The 15,886-nt window shown below is 62.1% G+C and carries 16 protein-coding genes; 15 read left to right on the top strand and 1 reads right to left on the bottom strand.

Annotation, left to right across the window (positions count from 1 at the left end; translation table 11 throughout):
* Positions 1-48 precede the first annotated feature (48 nt).
* The 9 genes from dxr to gloA all read left to right on the top strand — a co-directional run bounded on the left by dxr (position 49) and on the right by gloA (position 10,008).
* A complete protein-coding gene (dxr, locus tag HK28_RS12385; RefSeq protein WP_086644878.1) occupies positions 49-1,206 on the top strand; it encodes a 1-deoxy-D-xylulose-5-phosphate reductoisomerase in 1,158 nt (385 codons plus the stop codon).
* 36 nt (positions 1,207-1,242) lie between these two features.
* Positions 1,243-2,349: an RIP metalloprotease RseP gene (gene rseP / locus HK28_RS12380; RefSeq protein WP_086644854.1), complete on the top strand. Its 1,107-nt coding sequence runs from the start codon at positions 1,243-1,245 to the stop codon at positions 2,347-2,349.
* 319 nt (positions 2,350-2,668) lie between these two features.
* The gene (bamA, locus tag HK28_RS12375) at positions 2,669-5,065 is read left to right on the top strand and encodes an outer membrane protein assembly factor BamA (RefSeq protein ID WP_086644877.1); all 2,397 of its coding nucleotides are present in this window, start codon (positions 2,669-2,671) and stop codon (positions 5,063-5,065) included.
* A gap of 7 nt (positions 5,066-5,072) precedes the next feature.
* Positions 5,073-5,939, top strand: a complete 867-nt coding sequence (locus HK28_RS12370) for an OmpH family outer membrane protein (RefSeq protein ID WP_198945884.1) — start codon at positions 5,073-5,075, stop codon at positions 5,937-5,939.
* Between the two features lie 45 nt (positions 5,940-5,984).
* A complete protein-coding gene (lpxD, locus tag HK28_RS12365; RefSeq protein ID WP_086644852.1) occupies positions 5,985-7,091 on the top strand; it encodes a UDP-3-O-(3-hydroxymyristoyl)glucosamine N-acyltransferase in 1,107 nt (368 codons plus the stop codon).
* Between the two features lie 74 nt (positions 7,092-7,165).
* The gene (gene fabZ, locus HK28_RS12360) at positions 7,166-7,609 is read left to right on the top strand and encodes a 3-hydroxyacyl-ACP dehydratase FabZ (RefSeq protein ID WP_086644876.1); all 444 of its coding nucleotides are present in this window, start codon (positions 7,166-7,168) and stop codon (positions 7,607-7,609) included.
* Between the two features lie 150 nt (positions 7,610-7,759).
* Entirely contained in the window at positions 7,760-8,659 is a 900-nt protein-coding gene (lpxA, locus tag HK28_RS12355) for an acyl-ACP--UDP-N-acetylglucosamine O-acyltransferase (protein ID WP_086644851.1), read from the top strand.
* A gap of 38 nt (positions 8,660-8,697) precedes the next feature.
* Entirely contained in the window at positions 8,698-9,576 is an 879-nt protein-coding gene (locus tag HK28_RS12350; RefSeq protein WP_233140527.1) for an LpxI family protein, read from the top strand.
* A gap of 42 nt (positions 9,577-9,618) precedes the next feature.
* The gene (gene gloA, locus HK28_RS12345) at positions 9,619-10,008 is read left to right on the top strand and encodes a lactoylglutathione lyase (protein ID WP_026396834.1); all 390 of its coding nucleotides are present in this window, start codon (positions 9,619-9,621) and stop codon (positions 10,006-10,008) included.
* Between the two features lie 451 nt (positions 10,009-10,459).
* Here gloA and HK28_RS12340 read toward each other — a convergent pair whose 3' ends face one another.
* The gene (locus tag HK28_RS12340; RefSeq protein WP_086644850.1) at positions 10,460-10,885 is read right to left on the bottom strand and encodes a hypothetical protein; all 426 of its coding nucleotides are present in this window, start codon (positions 10,883-10,885) and stop codon (positions 10,460-10,462) included.
* Between the two features lie 191 nt (positions 10,886-11,076).
* Between HK28_RS12340 and rpmH the strand changes: the two genes are divergently transcribed.
* The 6 genes from rpmH (at position 11,077) to argB (ending at position 15,511) form a co-directional block, all read left to right on the top strand.
* Complete coding sequence (rpmH, locus tag HK28_RS12335) at positions 11,077-11,211, top strand: 50S ribosomal protein L34 (RefSeq protein WP_086644849.1); 135 nt, start codon at positions 11,077-11,079, stop codon at positions 11,209-11,211.
* Positions 11,212-11,218: 7 nt separating this feature from the next.
* The gene (rnpA, locus tag HK28_RS12330) at positions 11,219-11,605 is read left to right on the top strand and encodes a ribonuclease P protein component (RefSeq protein WP_086644848.1); all 387 of its coding nucleotides are present in this window, start codon (positions 11,219-11,221) and stop codon (positions 11,603-11,605) included.
* A gap of 20 nt (positions 11,606-11,625) precedes the next feature.
* Positions 11,626-11,913, top strand: a complete 288-nt coding sequence (yidD, locus tag HK28_RS12325; RefSeq protein WP_086644874.1) for a membrane protein insertion efficiency factor YidD — start codon at positions 11,626-11,628, stop codon at positions 11,911-11,913.
* A 123-nt stretch (positions 11,914-12,036) separates the two neighbouring features.
* Positions 12,037-13,776 carry a membrane protein insertase YidC gene (yidC, locus tag HK28_RS12320; RefSeq protein ID WP_086644847.1) on the top strand — a complete coding sequence of 580 codons (1,740 nt, stop codon included), beginning with the start codon at positions 12,037-12,039 and terminating at the stop codon, positions 13,774-13,776.
* The gene (gene yihA / locus HK28_RS12315) at positions 13,776-14,444 is read left to right on the top strand and encodes a ribosome biogenesis GTP-binding protein YihA/YsxC (RefSeq protein WP_086644846.1); all 669 of its coding nucleotides are present in this window, start codon (positions 13,776-13,778) and stop codon (positions 14,442-14,444) included. Before yidC ends, yihA begins: the two co-directional genes overlap by 1 nt.
* A gap of 143 nt (positions 14,445-14,587) precedes the next feature.
* The gene (argB, locus tag HK28_RS12310; RefSeq protein WP_086644845.1) at positions 14,588-15,511 is read left to right on the top strand and encodes an acetylglutamate kinase; all 924 of its coding nucleotides are present in this window, start codon (positions 14,588-14,590) and stop codon (positions 15,509-15,511) included.
* Positions 15,512-15,886 lie beyond the last annotated feature (375 nt).

Here is a 15,886-nt window from a genome sequence, read left to right as displayed (position 1 = left end):
AGGGGCAGGCTCGCCGCCGACGGCGAATGCGGGTAATGTGGGATGGTTATGAAAACGGTTAACATTCTGGGATGCACCGGCAGCATCGGTTGCTCCACTGTCGATCTGGTCAGGCAGGCTGGCGCCGACGTCTCCGTCCGAGTGTTGGTGGGGGGGCGCAACGTCGCCGCTCTGGCCGAGCAGGCCCTCTCGCTGCGCGCGGAAATAGCGGTCATCGCCGACGAAGGAGCTCTCCCCGAGCTTCGCGAACGTCTTGCCGGATCTGGCGTAGAAGCTGCCGGCGGCCGTGTCGCCGTAATCGAGGCTTCGGGGCGAGAGGTCGACTGGACGATGGCCGCTATTACCGGAGCGGCCGGTCTGGAACCCACGCTGGCTGCGATCCGCAATGGCAAGACTGTGGCGCTGGCCAACAAGGAGGCTCTTGTCTGCGCGGGCGACGTGATGCTCCGCGCCATCAGGGATGCCGGCGCGACGCTGCTTCCTGTCGACTCGGAACACAACGCCGTCTTTCAGGCGATGGCGGACCGTCAGACCGATCAGGTCGAGAAAATCATTCTGACGGCGTCGGGTGGTCCGTTCCGCAGCGCTACGCTGGAGTCGATGGAAGCAGCGACGGCCGCCCAGGCGCTAAAGCATCCGACCTGGACCATGGGCGCGAAGATCAGCATCGATTCCGCGACCATGTTCAACAAGGGACTGGAGGTCATCGAGGCCGCACGGATATTCGATCTGACCGAAGACCGGATTGACGTGGTGGTGCACCCTCAGTCGGTCGTCCACAGCCTGGTGCAATACACCGACGGGAGCCTTATCGCGCAGCTCGGGTCAGCGGATATGCGAATTCCCATCGCGCACTGCCTCGCCTGGCCGCGCCGGATGGCCACGAACTCGCCCCGTCTGGATCTCGCGGAGTATGGCTCGCTGACGTTCGAGGCGCCGGACGAGATTCGCTTTCCGGCTCTGCGCCTCGCCCGTCGGGCGTTGCGTGAGGGGGGGGCGTCTTCTGCGATCCTCTCTGCCGCCAATGAGGTCGCGGTCGAGGCGTTTCTTGCCGGTCAGATCGGTTTTCTCGATATCGCCCGTGTCGTGGAGAAAGTGATGGACGCGCTCGGTGCCCCGCCCATCGACGATCTGAACGCCGTTCTTCACTGGGACGCGGAAGCGCGCCTGGCGGCTTCGACGCATACGATCCAGCGCGCCGCGTGACATCGTCAGTCCGCCGATTCCCAAGGAGCCACGCTGATGCATGAAGCGATCCGCACAATCCTGTCGTTCGTCGTCGTGCTCGGCGTGCTCGTGTTCATCCACGAACTGGGCCACTACCTCGCGGCCCGATGGCGGGGCGTAAAGGTCGAGACGTTCTCAATCGGCTTCGGCCCGCCGCTCTGGCGTTGGACCGACAAGGCCGGGACGGAGTGGCGCGTGGGGCCGATCCCGCTGGGCGGCTTCGTGAAGCCGCATGGCTTCGAAGGGCCGGAGGAAGCCACTGACGAGCAGAAAGCCGCCTGGGAGCCTGGACGCACCTTCCACGACAAACCGGTGGGTTCGCGCGCCATCGTCATTCTCGCGGGACCGGTTTTCAATTTTCTTCTCGCGTTCCTGCTGTTCTCCGCGTTGTTCGCGTTCTGCGGCCGCCCGGAAGCGCGTAACGAAGTGAACGCCGTGTCGCCGGGCAGCGCTGCTGCTGCGGCCGGTGTCGCTTCGGGCGACGCGATTCTCGCGGTTGGCGACACGTCGACGCCCGAGGTGACGACGGTGCAAAGTGTGGTGGCGGCAGCGCCGGGCAAGGCGACAACGCTGCATGTGCGCCGTCACGGCGAGGACGTTTCCCTGCCTGTAACGATCGGTAGTGTTTCCACCGCCGGCAAGGCGAGCCCTGTCGGCCAGCTTGGCGTTACTTTCGCCACGGTCACAAGTGCGCCTCTGTCTCCCGGAGCGGCTGTGGTCGCGGGAGCGCGTGAGACATGGTCGGTGACAGTGCAGACGCTGGATGGTCTCTGGCAGATGGTCACGGGTCGACATACGGCGCGAGATCTTGGCGGACCGTTGCGGATCGCGCAGATGTCGGGTCAGGTGGCGCAGTATGGCGTCGCCAGTTTAGTGTCGTTCATGGCGCTTCTGTCGGTCAATCTCGGGTTGATCAACCTCTTCCCCGTGCCGATTCTCGACGGTGGACGTCTGGTGTTCTACGCGATCGAGGCGATCCGCGGACGTCCTGTGCCGCGCAAGGTGCAGGAACTCGGGTTTCAGGCTGGCTTCGCGTTGATCGCCTGCCTGTTTCTTTTCTCCACGTTCAACGATCTTTCCAGCTTTGGCCTGTTCAAATGGGTCGCGTCGCTGGCGGGGTGAGGGCACGAAAAGCTTCAGAGAAATGCTTGGGCGTGTTTCGTAATGTTCCGGGCGCTTGCGCCCCCGGCGACATTTCGGATAGTTCCGCGAGTGTATTCGGGAGCATTTGTCCCGATCGGGCGTCTGTTCAGGTTTCGCAGGCGCGGCGGCATTTGGGTTCGCGCCCGCATTTCCGCTATGCTTGAAATGCGGGTCGGGTTGACGAGCCTATTTGCGAGTGAGTTTGGTCGTGGCAGCGGGAGCCTTGCTCCCCGTCGGAGAGGTGCTGGTCTTGAAGAGTAAACGTAAGGCTTTGCTCGCTTCGGTTTGCTTGCTGCCAATGCTCATGGGGTCGAAAGCGTCAGCGCAGTTCGCCCCGGCCAGGCGTCATACAGCCGTCGAACACAATGGGGCCGCCGAGCGCGAGCGCCACTCGTCCGGCCAGGTCATCGAGAATATCGAGGTTCATGGCAACGACCGGATCGAGGCCAGCACGGTCCTGTCCTATATGGTGGTGCGCACGGGCGACACTTTCAACCAGGACAACCTCGATCGTTCCCTGAAGACTCTTTACGCCACCGGCCTGTTCAAGGACGTCACACTGCACCGCTCCGGCGACGTCCTGCAGGTGCAGGTCGTCGAGAACCCCATCGTCAACCGCATCGTCTTCGAGGGTAACCACGCCGCGAAGGATGAGGATCTGCGCAAGGTGATCGCCCTGCGTTCGCGCGCAGTGTTCTCCCAGCAGACGACTGCGGCCGACCGTCAGAAGATTCTTGAGGTCTACGCGCAGAAGGCGCGGTACGGCGCCGATGTGACGCCGCAAATCGTTCGCCTTGCGCATAATCGCGTCGACGTGGTGTTTCAGGTCAACGAAGGGCCTCAGACGCTGATCCGCAAGATTTCCTTCGTCGGAAACAAGAATTTCAGCGAAGCGCGTCTCGCCGGAGTGGTTTCCTCGAAAGAGACCCAATGGTACCGGTTCTTCTCCTCATCGGACGAATACAACCCGGAGCGTCTGCGTTACGACGCTGAATTGCTGCGCCGTTTCTATCTGGCTAACGGCTTCGTCGATTTCCAGATGATCAACGCGACGGGCGAATTGTCGCCCGACCGCAAATCCTTCTACGTCACGTTTACGCTGAACGAAGGCCCGCGTTACCGGCTCGGCAAGATGGACATCCGCTCCAGTCTTCGCCACGTTCCCGCGGCGTCGCTGCGTAAGTATATCGAGCTGTTTCCGAACCAGTGGTACGACGGCAACGCGGTTCAGCACAACGCGACGAACATGGAGGAGATCATCCAGTCGAAGGGCAACCCCTTCGCGGTGGTCCGTCCTGAGATCGCCCGTAATCCGGAAAAGCGCATCGTCAACCTGCTCTTCGACGTCAGCGAAGGGCCGCGCATGTATGTCGAGCGCCTTGACATCAACGGCAATACGATCACGCAGGACAGCGTCATCCGCAGGCAGTTGCCGATGGCGGAGGGCGATCCGTTCACTGCGATGTACAAGAAGTATTCCAAGCAGGCGTTGCAGGATCTGGGCTATTTCAGCTCCGTCTCCATCGACCAGAGTCAGGGCTCCGCGCCGGACCGCGTGAACGTGGCGGCGAACGTTGTGGAAAAACCGACCGGCGAGTTCTCGCTCGGTGGCGGCTATTCGACGGACGTCGGCATCATCGGCAACCTTGGTCTCAAGCAGCATAACCTGCTCGGCAGCGGCGTCGACGCCGGTATTTCCGGGACCATGGCTTATTACCAGCGGCAGGTGGATCTTTCCGTCACGGATCCATACTTCCTGAACCGGAACCTCGTCGCGGGCGTCGATCTGTTCTACATCGAGAACAAGTATCAGACGTATCAGAACTATTCGGAAGGGCGGTACGGCGTCACATTCCGTCTGGGTTACGCCTATACGAACCATCTGTCGCAATCGTGGAACTACTCGCTCATCCATCGTACTATCGGCGGGTCCTGGAGCGAGACGTCCTTCTACATTCTCGATCAGGCCGGCAGTTCGCTGCTGTCACAGATCGGCACGACGCTTACCTACGACACGCGCGATAGCCGCCTGCAGCCGCACAAGGGTTTCGTGGCCCGCGTAGGCGGCGATTTCGCCGGCGCTGGCGGTGATGAAAAATACGTCCGCGGTAAGGTCGACGTCGGATATTACCTGCCGCTCGACGATATGATGGGCAACCACGACTGGACAGTCGCCTTTACTGCCGGCGCCGGTTATCTGGCGGACTGGGGCAATGGCCGTCACGACGTGATCGACAACTTCTATCTCGGCGGTCAGAATCTGCGCGGCTTCCTTGACGGCGGCGTGGGGCCTCGAGCGGTCGGGCAGACCACGGTGTCCCCGGCGGACGGCGCCATCCATTCGCAGGAAGACCTTCTGGGCGGACGCTTCATCTATACCGGGTCAATGACGGTCAACTTCCCGATGCCGTTCGCGGCGGACATGGGTATTCGTGGCCGTTACTTTGTTGACACCGGCGCTCTGGCGGGCCTGCGTGTGAGAAACAACTACACCAACCCTAACCAGCTCAACTATTACCCATACAAATACGAGCGTGTTTCGGGCGACACCCTGACGCCGCGTATCAGCACCGGTCTGGGCTTCTCGTGGAAGAGCCCCTTCGGTCTTATTAACATTGATGCGGGCATTCCTGTCCTGCGTAAACGAAATGACCGCACGCAGCTGCTGCGCTTCGGCTTCGGTCAGCAATTCTGAGGTGACAATGTCTCGCTTGTCCGCAGCGGCGCTTCTCGCCGCCGCCGTTCTTGTCGTTCCCGGTCATTCCTTCATCGAGTCCGCTCATGCGCAGGCGGCCTCCAACTCCAGCGGCGGCGCCGGCTGGTTCGTGCCGAAGACGGCGCACCCCACTGCGGCTCCCGCTCCCGCGCATATGTCGCGCCCGGCCCCCGTGCAGGCGCAGGAGGCCGACGGTCAGGATGGTGAGGAGGCTGACAATTCCCGTCCGCCGCCAGTGCTGCCGCAGCCCAATATTCCGACTGCGCCCGAACTGCCGAAGGCGGCTCCGCCTCCGGCGGCTGTGATCGGCATCATCAGCGTCGCTGACGTGATGCGCCAGTCGATGGCAGGTCAGCAGGTCGAGCGCGAGCTTGGCGGTCGTCGTGACGCGCTGGCGCAGGACGCACAGAAGGCGCAGGCTGGCTGGCGCGATGAGCAGCAAAAGCTGCAGGCCGCCGCCAAGACGATGTCCGCAGATCAGATTCAGGGCCAGGAACGCGCCCTGCAATCGCGCGTCATGAAGGCCCAGCGCGACTTCCGTGAGCGTAACCGGATCATTCAGGAAGCGGCGCAGGTCTCGCTCGGGCAGATCGAGCGGGAACTGGTGCAGGTCATTCAGCACGTTGCTTCGAGCCATGGCATGAACCTGATCATGCATAGCGAGCAGGTTGCGTTGCACGTCGACGGGCAGGACATCACGAACGAGGTCGCGACGCAGCTGAACGTCGTTCTGCCGAAAGTCTATATCCCGGCGCCGAACGAAGATCCGGAAGTGCTTGCGAAATCTGGCAAGATGCCGACCACAGCGTCCGCGCAGGCGGCTGCTCCGGCTCCAGCCGCAGCGCCGAAGTGAGCGTGACGCGGTGAGCCTCGCGCGATCTGAATCGAGAGCGGCGCGATGAGCGACGTGGTGGAGCGCAGGCATGCGACGGCTGACCGGCGTTTTTTCGAACGCGCCGGACCGTTCACGGCCGAGGCGTTGGCTGAGGTTGCAGGTGGTGACCTGCTACCTCCGCGCGAGGGAGGCTTTCCTGAGGGAGGCTTCACCGGCATAGGGCCGCTTCAGGCGGCGGGGCCGACGGAGCTCAGCTTCCTCGACAACCGTCGTTATGTAGCCGCATTGGACGACACTCAGGCTGGTCTGGTGATTGTCGCCAAAGCCTTTGCGTCGCGAGTTCCTCCCGGCTGTGGCGCTATTGTGGTGGCGCAGCCTTATCTCGCGTGGTCGCGTGTCGCCCGCATGTTCCATCCCGCGCCGAAAGCGCGGGCCGGGATCCACGCGACAGCGGTGGTCGCCACGTCCGCGCAGGTCGACGCTTCTTGTGAGGTCGGGCCCTTCGCGGTGATCGGAGAAGGTGTCGAGATCGGGGCCGGGACGATTATCGGCCCGCACGCCGTGATCGGCGACGGAGTCCGCATCGGCGCAGATTGCCGGATCTGCGCGCAGGTCGTGCTATCCCACGCGGTGCTTGGCGACCGGGTTACACTCTTTCCCGGTGCGCGTGTGGGGCAGGACGGGTTTGGTTTCGCCGTGGGGCCGCAGGGTTTCGAAACCGTGCCGCAACTTGGCGTCGTAGTCCTTGAGGACGGCGTGGAAATCGGCGCCAACTCCACGATCGACCGTGGTTCGGTACAGGATACGGTGATCGGCGCGGGATCGCGACTCGATAATCTGGTGCAGATCGGTCATAACGCTCGCCTTGGTAAAGGCTGTATCGTTGTCTCTCAGGCCGGGATTTCCGGTTCGACCGAGCTTGGTGATTACGTCACCATAGCGGCGCAGGCGGGGCTGATCGGCCACATCAAAATTGGGACGAAAGCCCGTGTCGGCGCACAGTGCGGCGTGATGTCGGACGTCGAGGCGGGAGCCGATGTCATTGGGAGCCCGGCGATGCCGTTCCGAGAATTTTTTCGTAATGTTGCAACACTGCGTCGACTTTCTCGCCGCCCTGGTGTTGAAGAGGGCGCTGACGACAGCCAGTCGGAAGGAAAAGGCGGCGCGTGACGGGCGCGACGCGATAACGGAGCGGTTTGACAGACGTGGATCAGGAACGCGAAACGCAGGACGCTGGCGCGACGATGCGCATCGAGACGGTCGACATCATGCGGATCATGGAAGCGATTCCCCATCGCTACCCATTCCTGCTGATTGATCGCATGGTGGATGTCGAACTCGGGCAGTCTGCGGTCGGGGTCAAGAACGTCTCTGTGAACGAGCCGTTTTTCCAGGGACATTTCCCCGCGCGTCCGGTGATGCCCGGCGTATTGCTGATTGAAGCCATGGCGCAGACGGCGGCGACCCTCGTCGTGTTGACGCTGGGTTCGGCCTTTGAAGGCAAACTCGTTTATTTCATGACGATCGAAGGCGCGAAGTTCCGCCGCCCGGTAGGCCCCGGCGATCAGGTTCGCATCCATGTCGAAAAAGAGCGGCAGCGCGCTAATGTATGGAAGTTCCGTGGCGTGGCGCGTGTCGAAGGCGTCTCGGTCGCCGAGGCGACGTTCAGCGCCATGATCATGGACTGACATATCGCGGGGGGGGGCTACGGAGCCGCTTTGCGCAGGGCGGGCTTTGTATCGCGCTGATACGTTTACTTACCGCCTCCGGGGCGTGTGGAATCTTTTCATCGACCCGCGAATTGCCTTATTGCTCACCGATGGTTAGCTGAGGCGTCGATGGAGGTAGTTCTGGTTGAAACGGTGAATGCGGCGCGCTCAGAGAGCCGTGCCGGTCTGGAGTCAACGGCGCCGGGAATTCATCCCACTGCGCTGATCGCTCCCGGCGCGCGTCTGGGCGAGGGCGTCAAGATCGGCCCATGGTGCTCGATCGGGCCGGACGTCGTCGTGGGCGATGGCGTGGAGATGGTGGCAAATGTCGTCGTCGATGGTTGCACCACGCTTGGCGCCGAATCGCGCTATTTCCCGTTTACGACGGTCGGCCTTGCTCCTCAGGATCTCAAATACAAAGGCGAGCCGACGCGCTGCGAGATCGGCGCGCGCACGGTGGTGCGCGAGCATGTAACCATCCATCGCGGCACGGTGACCGGCTCGGGGCTTACGCATGTCGGCGCCGATTGCCTGATCATGGCCAACGCGCATGTCGCCCACGACTGCACGCTTGGGGACCGCGTGATCATCGTCAACAACGTCGTCATGGGCGGTCACGTCTCCATCGACGACGACGCCCGTGTGATGGGGGCGGCGGCGATACACCAGTTCGTCAGGATCGGACGCGCGGCCCTTGTCGGCGGCGTGGCCGGCGTCGAAGCCGACGTCATTCCGTATGGCAGCGTACTTGGAAACCGGGCGCGGCTGGTCGGGCTGCACTGGATCTGGTTGCGGCGCAACGGCGTCGACTCGGCTCAGATCCACCGGATGCGCAAGGCGTTTCAGACGCTCTATCCGCGCGGCGGTGGAGACGATGTGTTCGCCCAGCGTATTGGCGTGGTGCGGGAGCACTATGGAAGCGATGAGAAGATCGAAGAGATTCTCCGCTTTATTGAAGCGCCGAGTCGCAGAGGTTTGGTCCGCGTGGCGCGCGAGGAATGTTCCAGCAGTGAGACTGAGGCGGGCTGACGTTCTGTCGCCCGGACGATGACGGGGGATTGACGCCATTGTCCGAGAACGATCCTCTCCTGCCCGACCCTTTGGCGCGAGACGCCGGTGGCGTAGGCATTCTGGCTGGCGGCGGGCCTCTCCCGGGGCAGGTGGCAGCCGCCGTGGCGGCTTCAGGCCGCTCTCCGTTCATCATAGCATTTCAGGACTTCGCGGAACCGGCTGTGGTCGGAGCTTGGCCGCATGTCTATGTGCGCCTCGCTGCTGCAGGCAGAATACTGTCCGAGCTGCGCGAGCAAGGATGCCGCGACATTGTCCTGATCGGCCCGGTGAAGCGACCTTCACTGCGTGATATCCGACCTGACGCTGAGGGTGCGCGCATCCTCGCCCGTCTTGGGCGAGCACTGTTCGCCGGGGACGACGGATTGCTGGGCGCGCTGGTGCGTATTCTTGGCGAAGAAGGCTTCACTGTTCGCGGCGCACACGAATTTCTGACGGCTTCGCTCGGGCGATTGGGCGCTTTGGGGAGAATTCAGCCGGACGAGCGCTCTCTTTCCGATATCCGACGGGGAATGGAGGTCGTGCGGACTCTCGGACGCCTTGATATCGGCCAGGGGTGCGTGGTGCAGGACGGCGTCGTTCTGACGGTCGAGGCCATGGAGGGCACTGACGCTATGCTGGACCGCGCCGGCGCGTGCCGACAGCCGGGGGAGGGGGGCGTTCTGGTCAAGCTGCTCAAGCCCGGACAGGAGAAGCGGGCGGATATGCCGACCATCGGGCCGCAAACGATCGATCGGGCGGCGCGTTCGGGTTTGGCGGGTGTGGCGTTTGAAGCCGGAGGCACGCTTCTTACCGACCCGGCGGCCTGCATCGCGGCGGCCGATCGTCTGGGCCTTTTCCTGTATGGTGTCGGACATGCTGAACAGTCCGGGGCGTAGCCACGGACAAAGTGCTGTTTTTATTTAAGAAAGGCGTCGATTATGGCCAGTTATCTGCACACGATGGTGCGCGTCAAAAATCTGGACGCCAGTCTGGCGTTCTACCGCTTGCTGGGTATGCACGAACTGCGCCGGCGGGAAGTTCCCGACGGGAAATACACGCTTGTTTTCATTGGCTACGCAAGTAATGCCGAAGGGCAAGCCGAAATCGAGCTGACCTATAACTGGGGCAAGGACGATGGCTACGAGGTCGGGACGGGCTTCGGTCATTTCGCCGTTGGCGTGCCTGATGTCGCAGCGATGGTCGAAGCGGTGCGCGCGGGCGGCGGGAAGGTCACGCGCGAGGCGGGGCCGGTCAAGTTCGGCACGACCGTGATCGCTTTCGTTGAAGATCCTGATGGGTACAAGATCGAGCTTATCGAACGGCGCTGACGCTGAAAGCAGTTGTTTTCACAAGGTTCACGCCACGCGTTCTCGCAAGCGTGGCGTGAACTGCGTAACCAGACTTCGTCTGCCTTGCAGTACATGCGTTGCTCTCTGGTTCTGGCGCCGTGCAGGCGGAAGCGTCCGAGTGGAGGAGCGGCTTCGCAATGCAGCCGCCTGAAGCCTTGAGCGTTCGCCCGTCTTCCCAGTTGCGGCGTCCGATTATCTGTTCCGGGCCACCCTGCTCGATGGGTTGTCAAGACACCTCGCGAGCGTTCCTGAGCGGAGGGAGATCCGGCATGGGCGAGGTTTCTCTTAAGTCGTACGGCCCGAGGGTTGAGCGACAATCGGCTAATTTGGAGCCTTATCCGTTCATAAGAGTTCACGGATAAGGTTCTGGTTTGTTGGCTTGGCGGGCTTCTTTAACCGATCAGCCGATTCCGTCTGATCGGATGATGTTCTAGCGGGCGGCCTTGATCAGGGCCGTCGTCCGGTCCAGCGCGTCCAGCACTTGCTCCGCGCGTCGACGGACCTCCGGGTCCTCGTGCGACGAAAGCTGATCGGCGGACAGAACGGCGGGCGAGATCAACCCCCGCAGATCGTGGCGCAGTTTCGGTGATATCGTTGCGCTATTGTCCCCGGTTGCTCCGGGGGGAGTCATGTAAGCCGTCGTGGCGCGATTGTCGGACGGCTGTTCCGCAATTCGACCGCCCGGCGCTGGCGAGTTGCGTGCGGAGTCGATTCGCAACGTGAGCGCAGCGGCGATCGCAGCGCCCAACAGCGCTACAAAAATCGCGCCGCCCTGGGGCATGGGGACGTATCGCGTAGTGATCGCGGTGGCGAACGCGACAAGGAAGACCGGGACCGTGAGGTAAGGGCGGCGCAAATATTGGCTCCTTCGTGGCGGCGCCGTGTCCGGGCGCGTTGAAAAACGGATGACACGCCGACTCCATATCCGCGCATCCCGCCGTTGACGCAGGGCGGTCCTCTCACTATAAGCCCGCCTTCCAGACGCTGGCGTTTTTCGCCGCGAAGCGTCGCGACATTTTTTTGTGTAGTTGACTGAGGAGTGCCACCGTGAAGCGCACGTATCAACCGTCCAAGCTGGTCCGCAAGCGCCGTCATGGTTTCCGCGCTCGCATCGCCACCGTCGGCGGCCGCAAGGTTATAGCCAACCGTCGTTCGAAGGGGCGCAAGCGCCTCTCCGCCTGATCAGGCGATGACGTCCGGGGAAACGCTCCCCGGAAAGGAGCGCTTCGTGCAGGATCAGCGCTCTTCGCGCCTCAAGAAGCGCGCGCAATTTCTGGCTGTGGCCGCTAAGGCGCGGAAAGCGCCGACACCCGGGCTCGTCCTGCAAGTTCTCAGTCGCAATGACGGAGAACCGGGGCGGGTTGGCTTTACCGTCACAAAAAAAGTCGGAAACGCGGTTGTTCGCAACCGCGCGAAGCGTCGCCTCCGGGAGGCTGTGAGGTCTGTCGAAAGCGACGTTTCGCTGAACGGTCTGGATCTAGTGGTGATCGGCCGAATCGGAACGGGCGACCGTCCTTTTTCCGAGTTGATCGCGGATCTGCGGCGCGCGCTGAAAAAGACCGGGGCATTGTCGTGAGCGTCGACTCCGGTCGTAGCATGCTTGGGCGCTGCGCATGTGGCGCGCTGGTCGGCGGCATGCGCCTCTGGCAAATCGTCGGACGTCCCGTTGCCGGACCAAACTGCCGCTTCCATCCTTCATGCAGCGAGTATGGCGTAGAAGCCGTTCAGACGCATGGCGCGCTGCGTGGAAGCTGGCTCGCCGCCAGTCGCATCTTGCGCTGCAATCCGTGGAATCCGGGCGGATACGACCCAGTGCCTCCGCCTAGGGCGATCGGCGGTGCGGTGGCCGACATCGGCTCTGCTCAAGAAGCGTCCATGCAATAGGGCGTCTATGAGCCCAACCCATCTGGCGTTCCCTGACAAGTTCGGTATGAGGGACGCAAATGTGCGGTCGGGCCGCCGCGGTTGCGGCGTGGTCCCGTGAAGTAGAAAGGTCGGCCGGTCGATATGGACATCAGGCGTGTAATATTGGCGACGTTGCTTTCGGCGCTGGTCCTGCTCGGTTTCGACTACTTCATGCCGCAGCCCAAGCCACAACCCGCCGTCGCGACGCAGGAGCATGCGGACACGCAGGCGAGCCGTCCGCCTCCTGCTGCAGCGCCCGGATCCGCGGCCGCCGATGACGGGGTTCCTGCACGGTTGCCGATCGACGCGGTTGACGTCAGCGGCTCCGTCAATCTTCGCGGCGCGCGTCTGGATGATCTCGTTCTGCGTGGCTACCACGAGACGGTGAAGCCCGGCAGCCCGCTGGTGCGGGTGCTCGAGGCGCAGGGTCAGCCGCACCCGACCTATGTCGAGTTCGGATGGTATGGGCAGCCGGGACAGACCGTCCGCCTTCCCGACGCGCACAGCGTCTGGAAAACCGACGCGCAGAAACTCGGTTCAAACTCCCCTGTCACGCTGAGCTGGAGCAACGACGCCGGCCTGACGTTCGAGATCGTGCTGGCGATTGATCGGGACTACATGTTCACGGTCACTCAACGCGTCCGTAACGCCACCGGCGATCAGGTGGCGCTCGTCCCCTATTCTCGTGTCGTGCGCGCTTACACGCCTGAGGAAACCGGCGGCATGCTGGTTCACGAGGGACCGATCTCGGTGATCAACGGTCGTATGGAGGAAGGTTCCTACAAGTCGCTGCGCACCAATTCCACGGCGCCCAATTTCGTCTCGTGGACCGCGTCCGGAACCGGCGGCTGGGCGGGCATCACCGACAAATACTGGCTCGCTGCGGTCGTTCCCGATCAGAAGTCTGACGTCAGCGGAACTTATGGGTTCGACACGCCTGCCGGCGCATATGAAGTAGGATTCACTGGCCGCGCGCCTGTGACGGTCGCGGCCAACGGCGTTGGCGAGTCGACGGCGCATGTATTTGCAGGCGCGAAGGAGGTTCGCCTTCTGGAGCGTTATGAAAACGAACTGCACATTCCCGATTTCTGGAAGGCCGTCGATTTCGGTTGGTTCGCGTTCCTGACGCGTCCGGTGTTCTTCGTTCTTGACTGGCTGTATCAGCTTTTCGGCAATTTCGGCCTGGCGCTTCTGACTTTCACCTTGATCGTCAAAACACTGTTCTTCCCGTTGGCGGCCAAGGGCTTTCGTTCGGCGGCGGCGATGCGCTCGGTCCAACCGAAGATGCAAGCGATCCGAGAGCGGTACAAGTCCGATCCGGTCCAGATGAACCAGAAGGTCATGCAGCTTTACAAAGAGGAGGGAGTGAATCCCGCCAGCGGCTGCCTGCCGCTTCTGATTCAGGCCCCGGTGTTCTGGTGTCTGTATAAAGATCTGTATGTCACGATCGAGATGCGGCACGCCCCGTTCTTTGGCTGGATTCACGATCTGTCCGCGCCCGATCCGACCAACCTGTTCAATCTGTTCGGCCTGATTCCGTGGGATCCGACGACCCTGTCGGGCATGCTGCTGCTGGGCGTGTGGCCGATCCTCTACGGCGCGACCATGTTCCTGATGCAGAAGATGAACCCTGCGACCGTCGATCCTGCACAGAAGCAGATTTTCATGGCGATGCCGTTCATCTTCACGTTCTTCATGGCGCGGCAGCCGGTCGGTCTGGTCATCTATTATTGCTGGAACAACCTGCTGACGGTGGCGCAACAGATGGTCATTCAGCGCGTGCACCGGGATCGCCCGAAGACGACGATTATCCCGCCTGCGAAGAAATCCCGGAAAGGCTGATGGCCGCTCCCGATTTCTCGACCCCGGTCGAACGGACGTCTGACGAACTGGAAGCTGGAAGGCTTCTGTTCGCCGGGGAGTGCGAGTTCTTTTTCGGCGCGCAGCAACTCGGGCAACTGCCAGATCCTGACAAGCCTGAGATCGCCTTCGCAGGGCGCTCGAATGTCGGCAAGTCCAGCCTTGTCAACGCATTGACGGGGCGGAAGGCGCTTGCGCGGGCATCGTCGGAGCCCGGCCGGACCAAGCAGCTCAACTTTTTCGACCTGGCCGGACGTCTCGTGCTGGTGGACATGCCGGGCTACGGTTTCGCGAAGGCCGCGAAATCGGTGAAGGAAGACTGGCAGGAGATGATGTTCGCGTATCTGCGCGGGCGCCCGACCCTGCAGCGCGTTATTCTGTTGCTCGATTCCCGTATTGAGACCAAGTCGTCCGACATCGAGGTCATGGACCTGTTCGACAAGGCGGCGATCAACTTCCAGATCGTTCTCACCAAATGCGACGGCCTGAAACCCGGCCCGCTGACACGGAAACTCGAGAGCGTGCGGGCTCTCGCCGCCAAACACCCGGCCGCCCACCCGGAAGTGATCGCCAGCAGCAGCGAGACGGGGCTTGGCATGCCAGAACTCCGCGTGGAACTGGCCGCATTTGCGACCCCTGCGATTGGCTGAACGGCCCCGCATTCGACGCGCAGATAGCATCGTGCCTGAGCGGCTTCACTGATGACGCCTCTACCCGCTATCGTAGCGGAATTCTCCACCCGAGCCACCGATCGCGCCCGATCGGACGCGGGTCTAGCCTGGATGGACTTTTGATGACTGACGATACGCCCGGCGTGGTCGACGCGTTACAGCAGGCCGCCACCCTCGCCAGCGCGCTACCTTTCCTCCGTCGTTACGCCGGAGACACCATTGTTGTGAAATACGGCGGTCACGCTATGGGGGACGCCACTCTGTCGAAGGATTTCGGCAGCGATATCGCCCTGCTGAAACTGGTCGGCATCAATCCGATTGTCGTGCATGGCGGTGGCCCCCAGATCAACCGCATGCTGGAGCGGCTGCAACTCAAGTCGTCCTTTGTGGACGGGCTTCGGGTGACGGACAGTTCCATGATCGACGTGATCGAGATGGTTCTGTGCGGTTCGGTCAACAAGGAAGTCGCCAACCTGATAAACCGCGCTGGCGCATTGGCCGTAGGCATATCGGGAAAGGATGGCGGCCTTATCAAGGCGCGCAAGCTTCTGCGGGCGGTTCGCGATCCGGTCAGCGGCATCGAGCAGGTTCTCGATCTCGGCTTCGTGGGAGAGCCGCATCGGGTGGACCCTCAGGTGCTTTATGCGTTGTCAGGTTCGGGACTTATCCCGGTCGTTGCGCCGATCGCGGCGGGGGAGAACGGAGAGACCTACAACATCAACGCTGATACTGCCGCGGGCGCCATCGCGGGCGCAGTGCATGCGACGCGTATGCTGATGCTGACGGATGTTCCGGGCGTCCTGGATGGCGATGGAAAGCTCATTCCCGAGCTGACTGCTGAAGAGGCCAGACGGGGTATCGCTTCGGGTATGATCTCCGGTGGCATGATCCCCAAAGTCGAGACTTGTCTCCAGGCGGTGCAGGCGGGCGCCAAGGCCGCAGTCATCCTTGATGGACGGGTGCCTCACGCGTGTCTGCTGGAATTGTTCACCAAATCCGGGTCCGGAACGCTCATCAGGGCGGATGGAACGGCGAGCGCCGGTTGAACTGTAAAAGGCGGCTGCGGGTGGTGATTGGCTGGGCCGATTAATACCCTGAATTGCTTTTCGGCTTCTGCAGGCAAGGTGTTCTGCAGAGGCAGTGTGTTCATGACGCACTCATGGCTGGGTGAATTCGAATACTGCCTGACGGGTAAGGCTCAGGTCGACAAAGCCGTGGCCGGGGGGTGGTCCGTCCCTTTTGGCGGCAGGCGCTTGGAAGCATCGAGCAAATTCTGTGTACAGTAGTCTCCGATAGAAAATCTACACAGTAAAGACGTTCTATAGAACAGTTACAGTTACAGTTACAGTTACAGCTAGGCTCAGGACTCATTCTTTAAGGTAGAAGATGACGCTTGCTGCGATGTGGATTGCGGACATGAA

Source organism: Acetobacter sp. DsW_063, from assembly GCF_002153745.1.
Classification (GTDB): domain Bacteria; phylum Pseudomonadota; class Alphaproteobacteria; order Acetobacterales; family Acetobacteraceae; genus Acetobacter.
Note: the sequence above shows the minus strand (reverse complement) of the source record. Positions and strands in the feature narration are given on the sequence as shown.

Bases quoted from the DNA above. Each gene is read 5' to 3' on its own strand.
- dxr (WP_086644878.1), top strand. From the start codon at position 49: ATGAAAACGGTTAACATTCTGGGATGCACCGGCAGCATCGGTTGCTCC.
- rseP (WP_086644854.1), top strand. From the start codon at position 1,243: ATGCATGAAGCGATCCGCACAATCCTGTCGTTCGTCGTCGTGCTCGGC.
- bamA (WP_086644877.1), top strand. From the start codon at position 2,669: ATGCTCATGGGGTCGAAAGCGTCAGCGCAGTTCGCCCCGGCCAGGCGT.
- HK28_RS12370 (WP_198945884.1), top strand. From the start codon at position 5,073: ATGTCTCGCTTGTCCGCAGCGGCGCTTCTCGCCGCCGCCGTTCTTGTC.
- lpxD (WP_086644852.1), top strand. From the start codon at position 5,985: ATGAGCGACGTGGTGGAGCGCAGGCATGCGACGGCTGACCGGCGTTTT.
- fabZ (WP_086644876.1), top strand. From the start codon at position 7,166: ATGCGCATCGAGACGGTCGACATCATGCGGATCATGGAAGCGATTCCC.
- lpxA (WP_086644851.1), top strand. From the start codon at position 7,760: ATGGAGGTAGTTCTGGTTGAAACGGTGAATGCGGCGCGCTCAGAGAGC.
- gloA (WP_026396834.1), top strand. From the start codon at position 9,619: ATGGCCAGTTATCTGCACACGATGGTGCGCGTCAAAAATCTGGACGCC.
- rnpA (WP_086644848.1), top strand. From the start codon at position 11,219: ATGACGTCCGGGGAAACGCTCCCCGGAAAGGAGCGCTTCGTGCAGGAT.
- yidD (WP_086644874.1), top strand. From the start codon at position 11,626: ATGCTTGGGCGCTGCGCATGTGGCGCGCTGGTCGGCGGCATGCGCCTC.
- yidC (WP_086644847.1), top strand. From the start codon at position 12,037: ATGGACATCAGGCGTGTAATATTGGCGACGTTGCTTTCGGCGCTGGTC.
- yihA (WP_086644846.1), top strand. From the start codon at position 13,776: ATGGCCGCTCCCGATTTCTCGACCCCGGTCGAACGGACGTCTGACGAA.
- argB (WP_086644845.1), top strand. From the start codon at position 14,588: ATGACTGACGATACGCCCGGCGTGGTCGACGCGTTACAGCAGGCCGCC.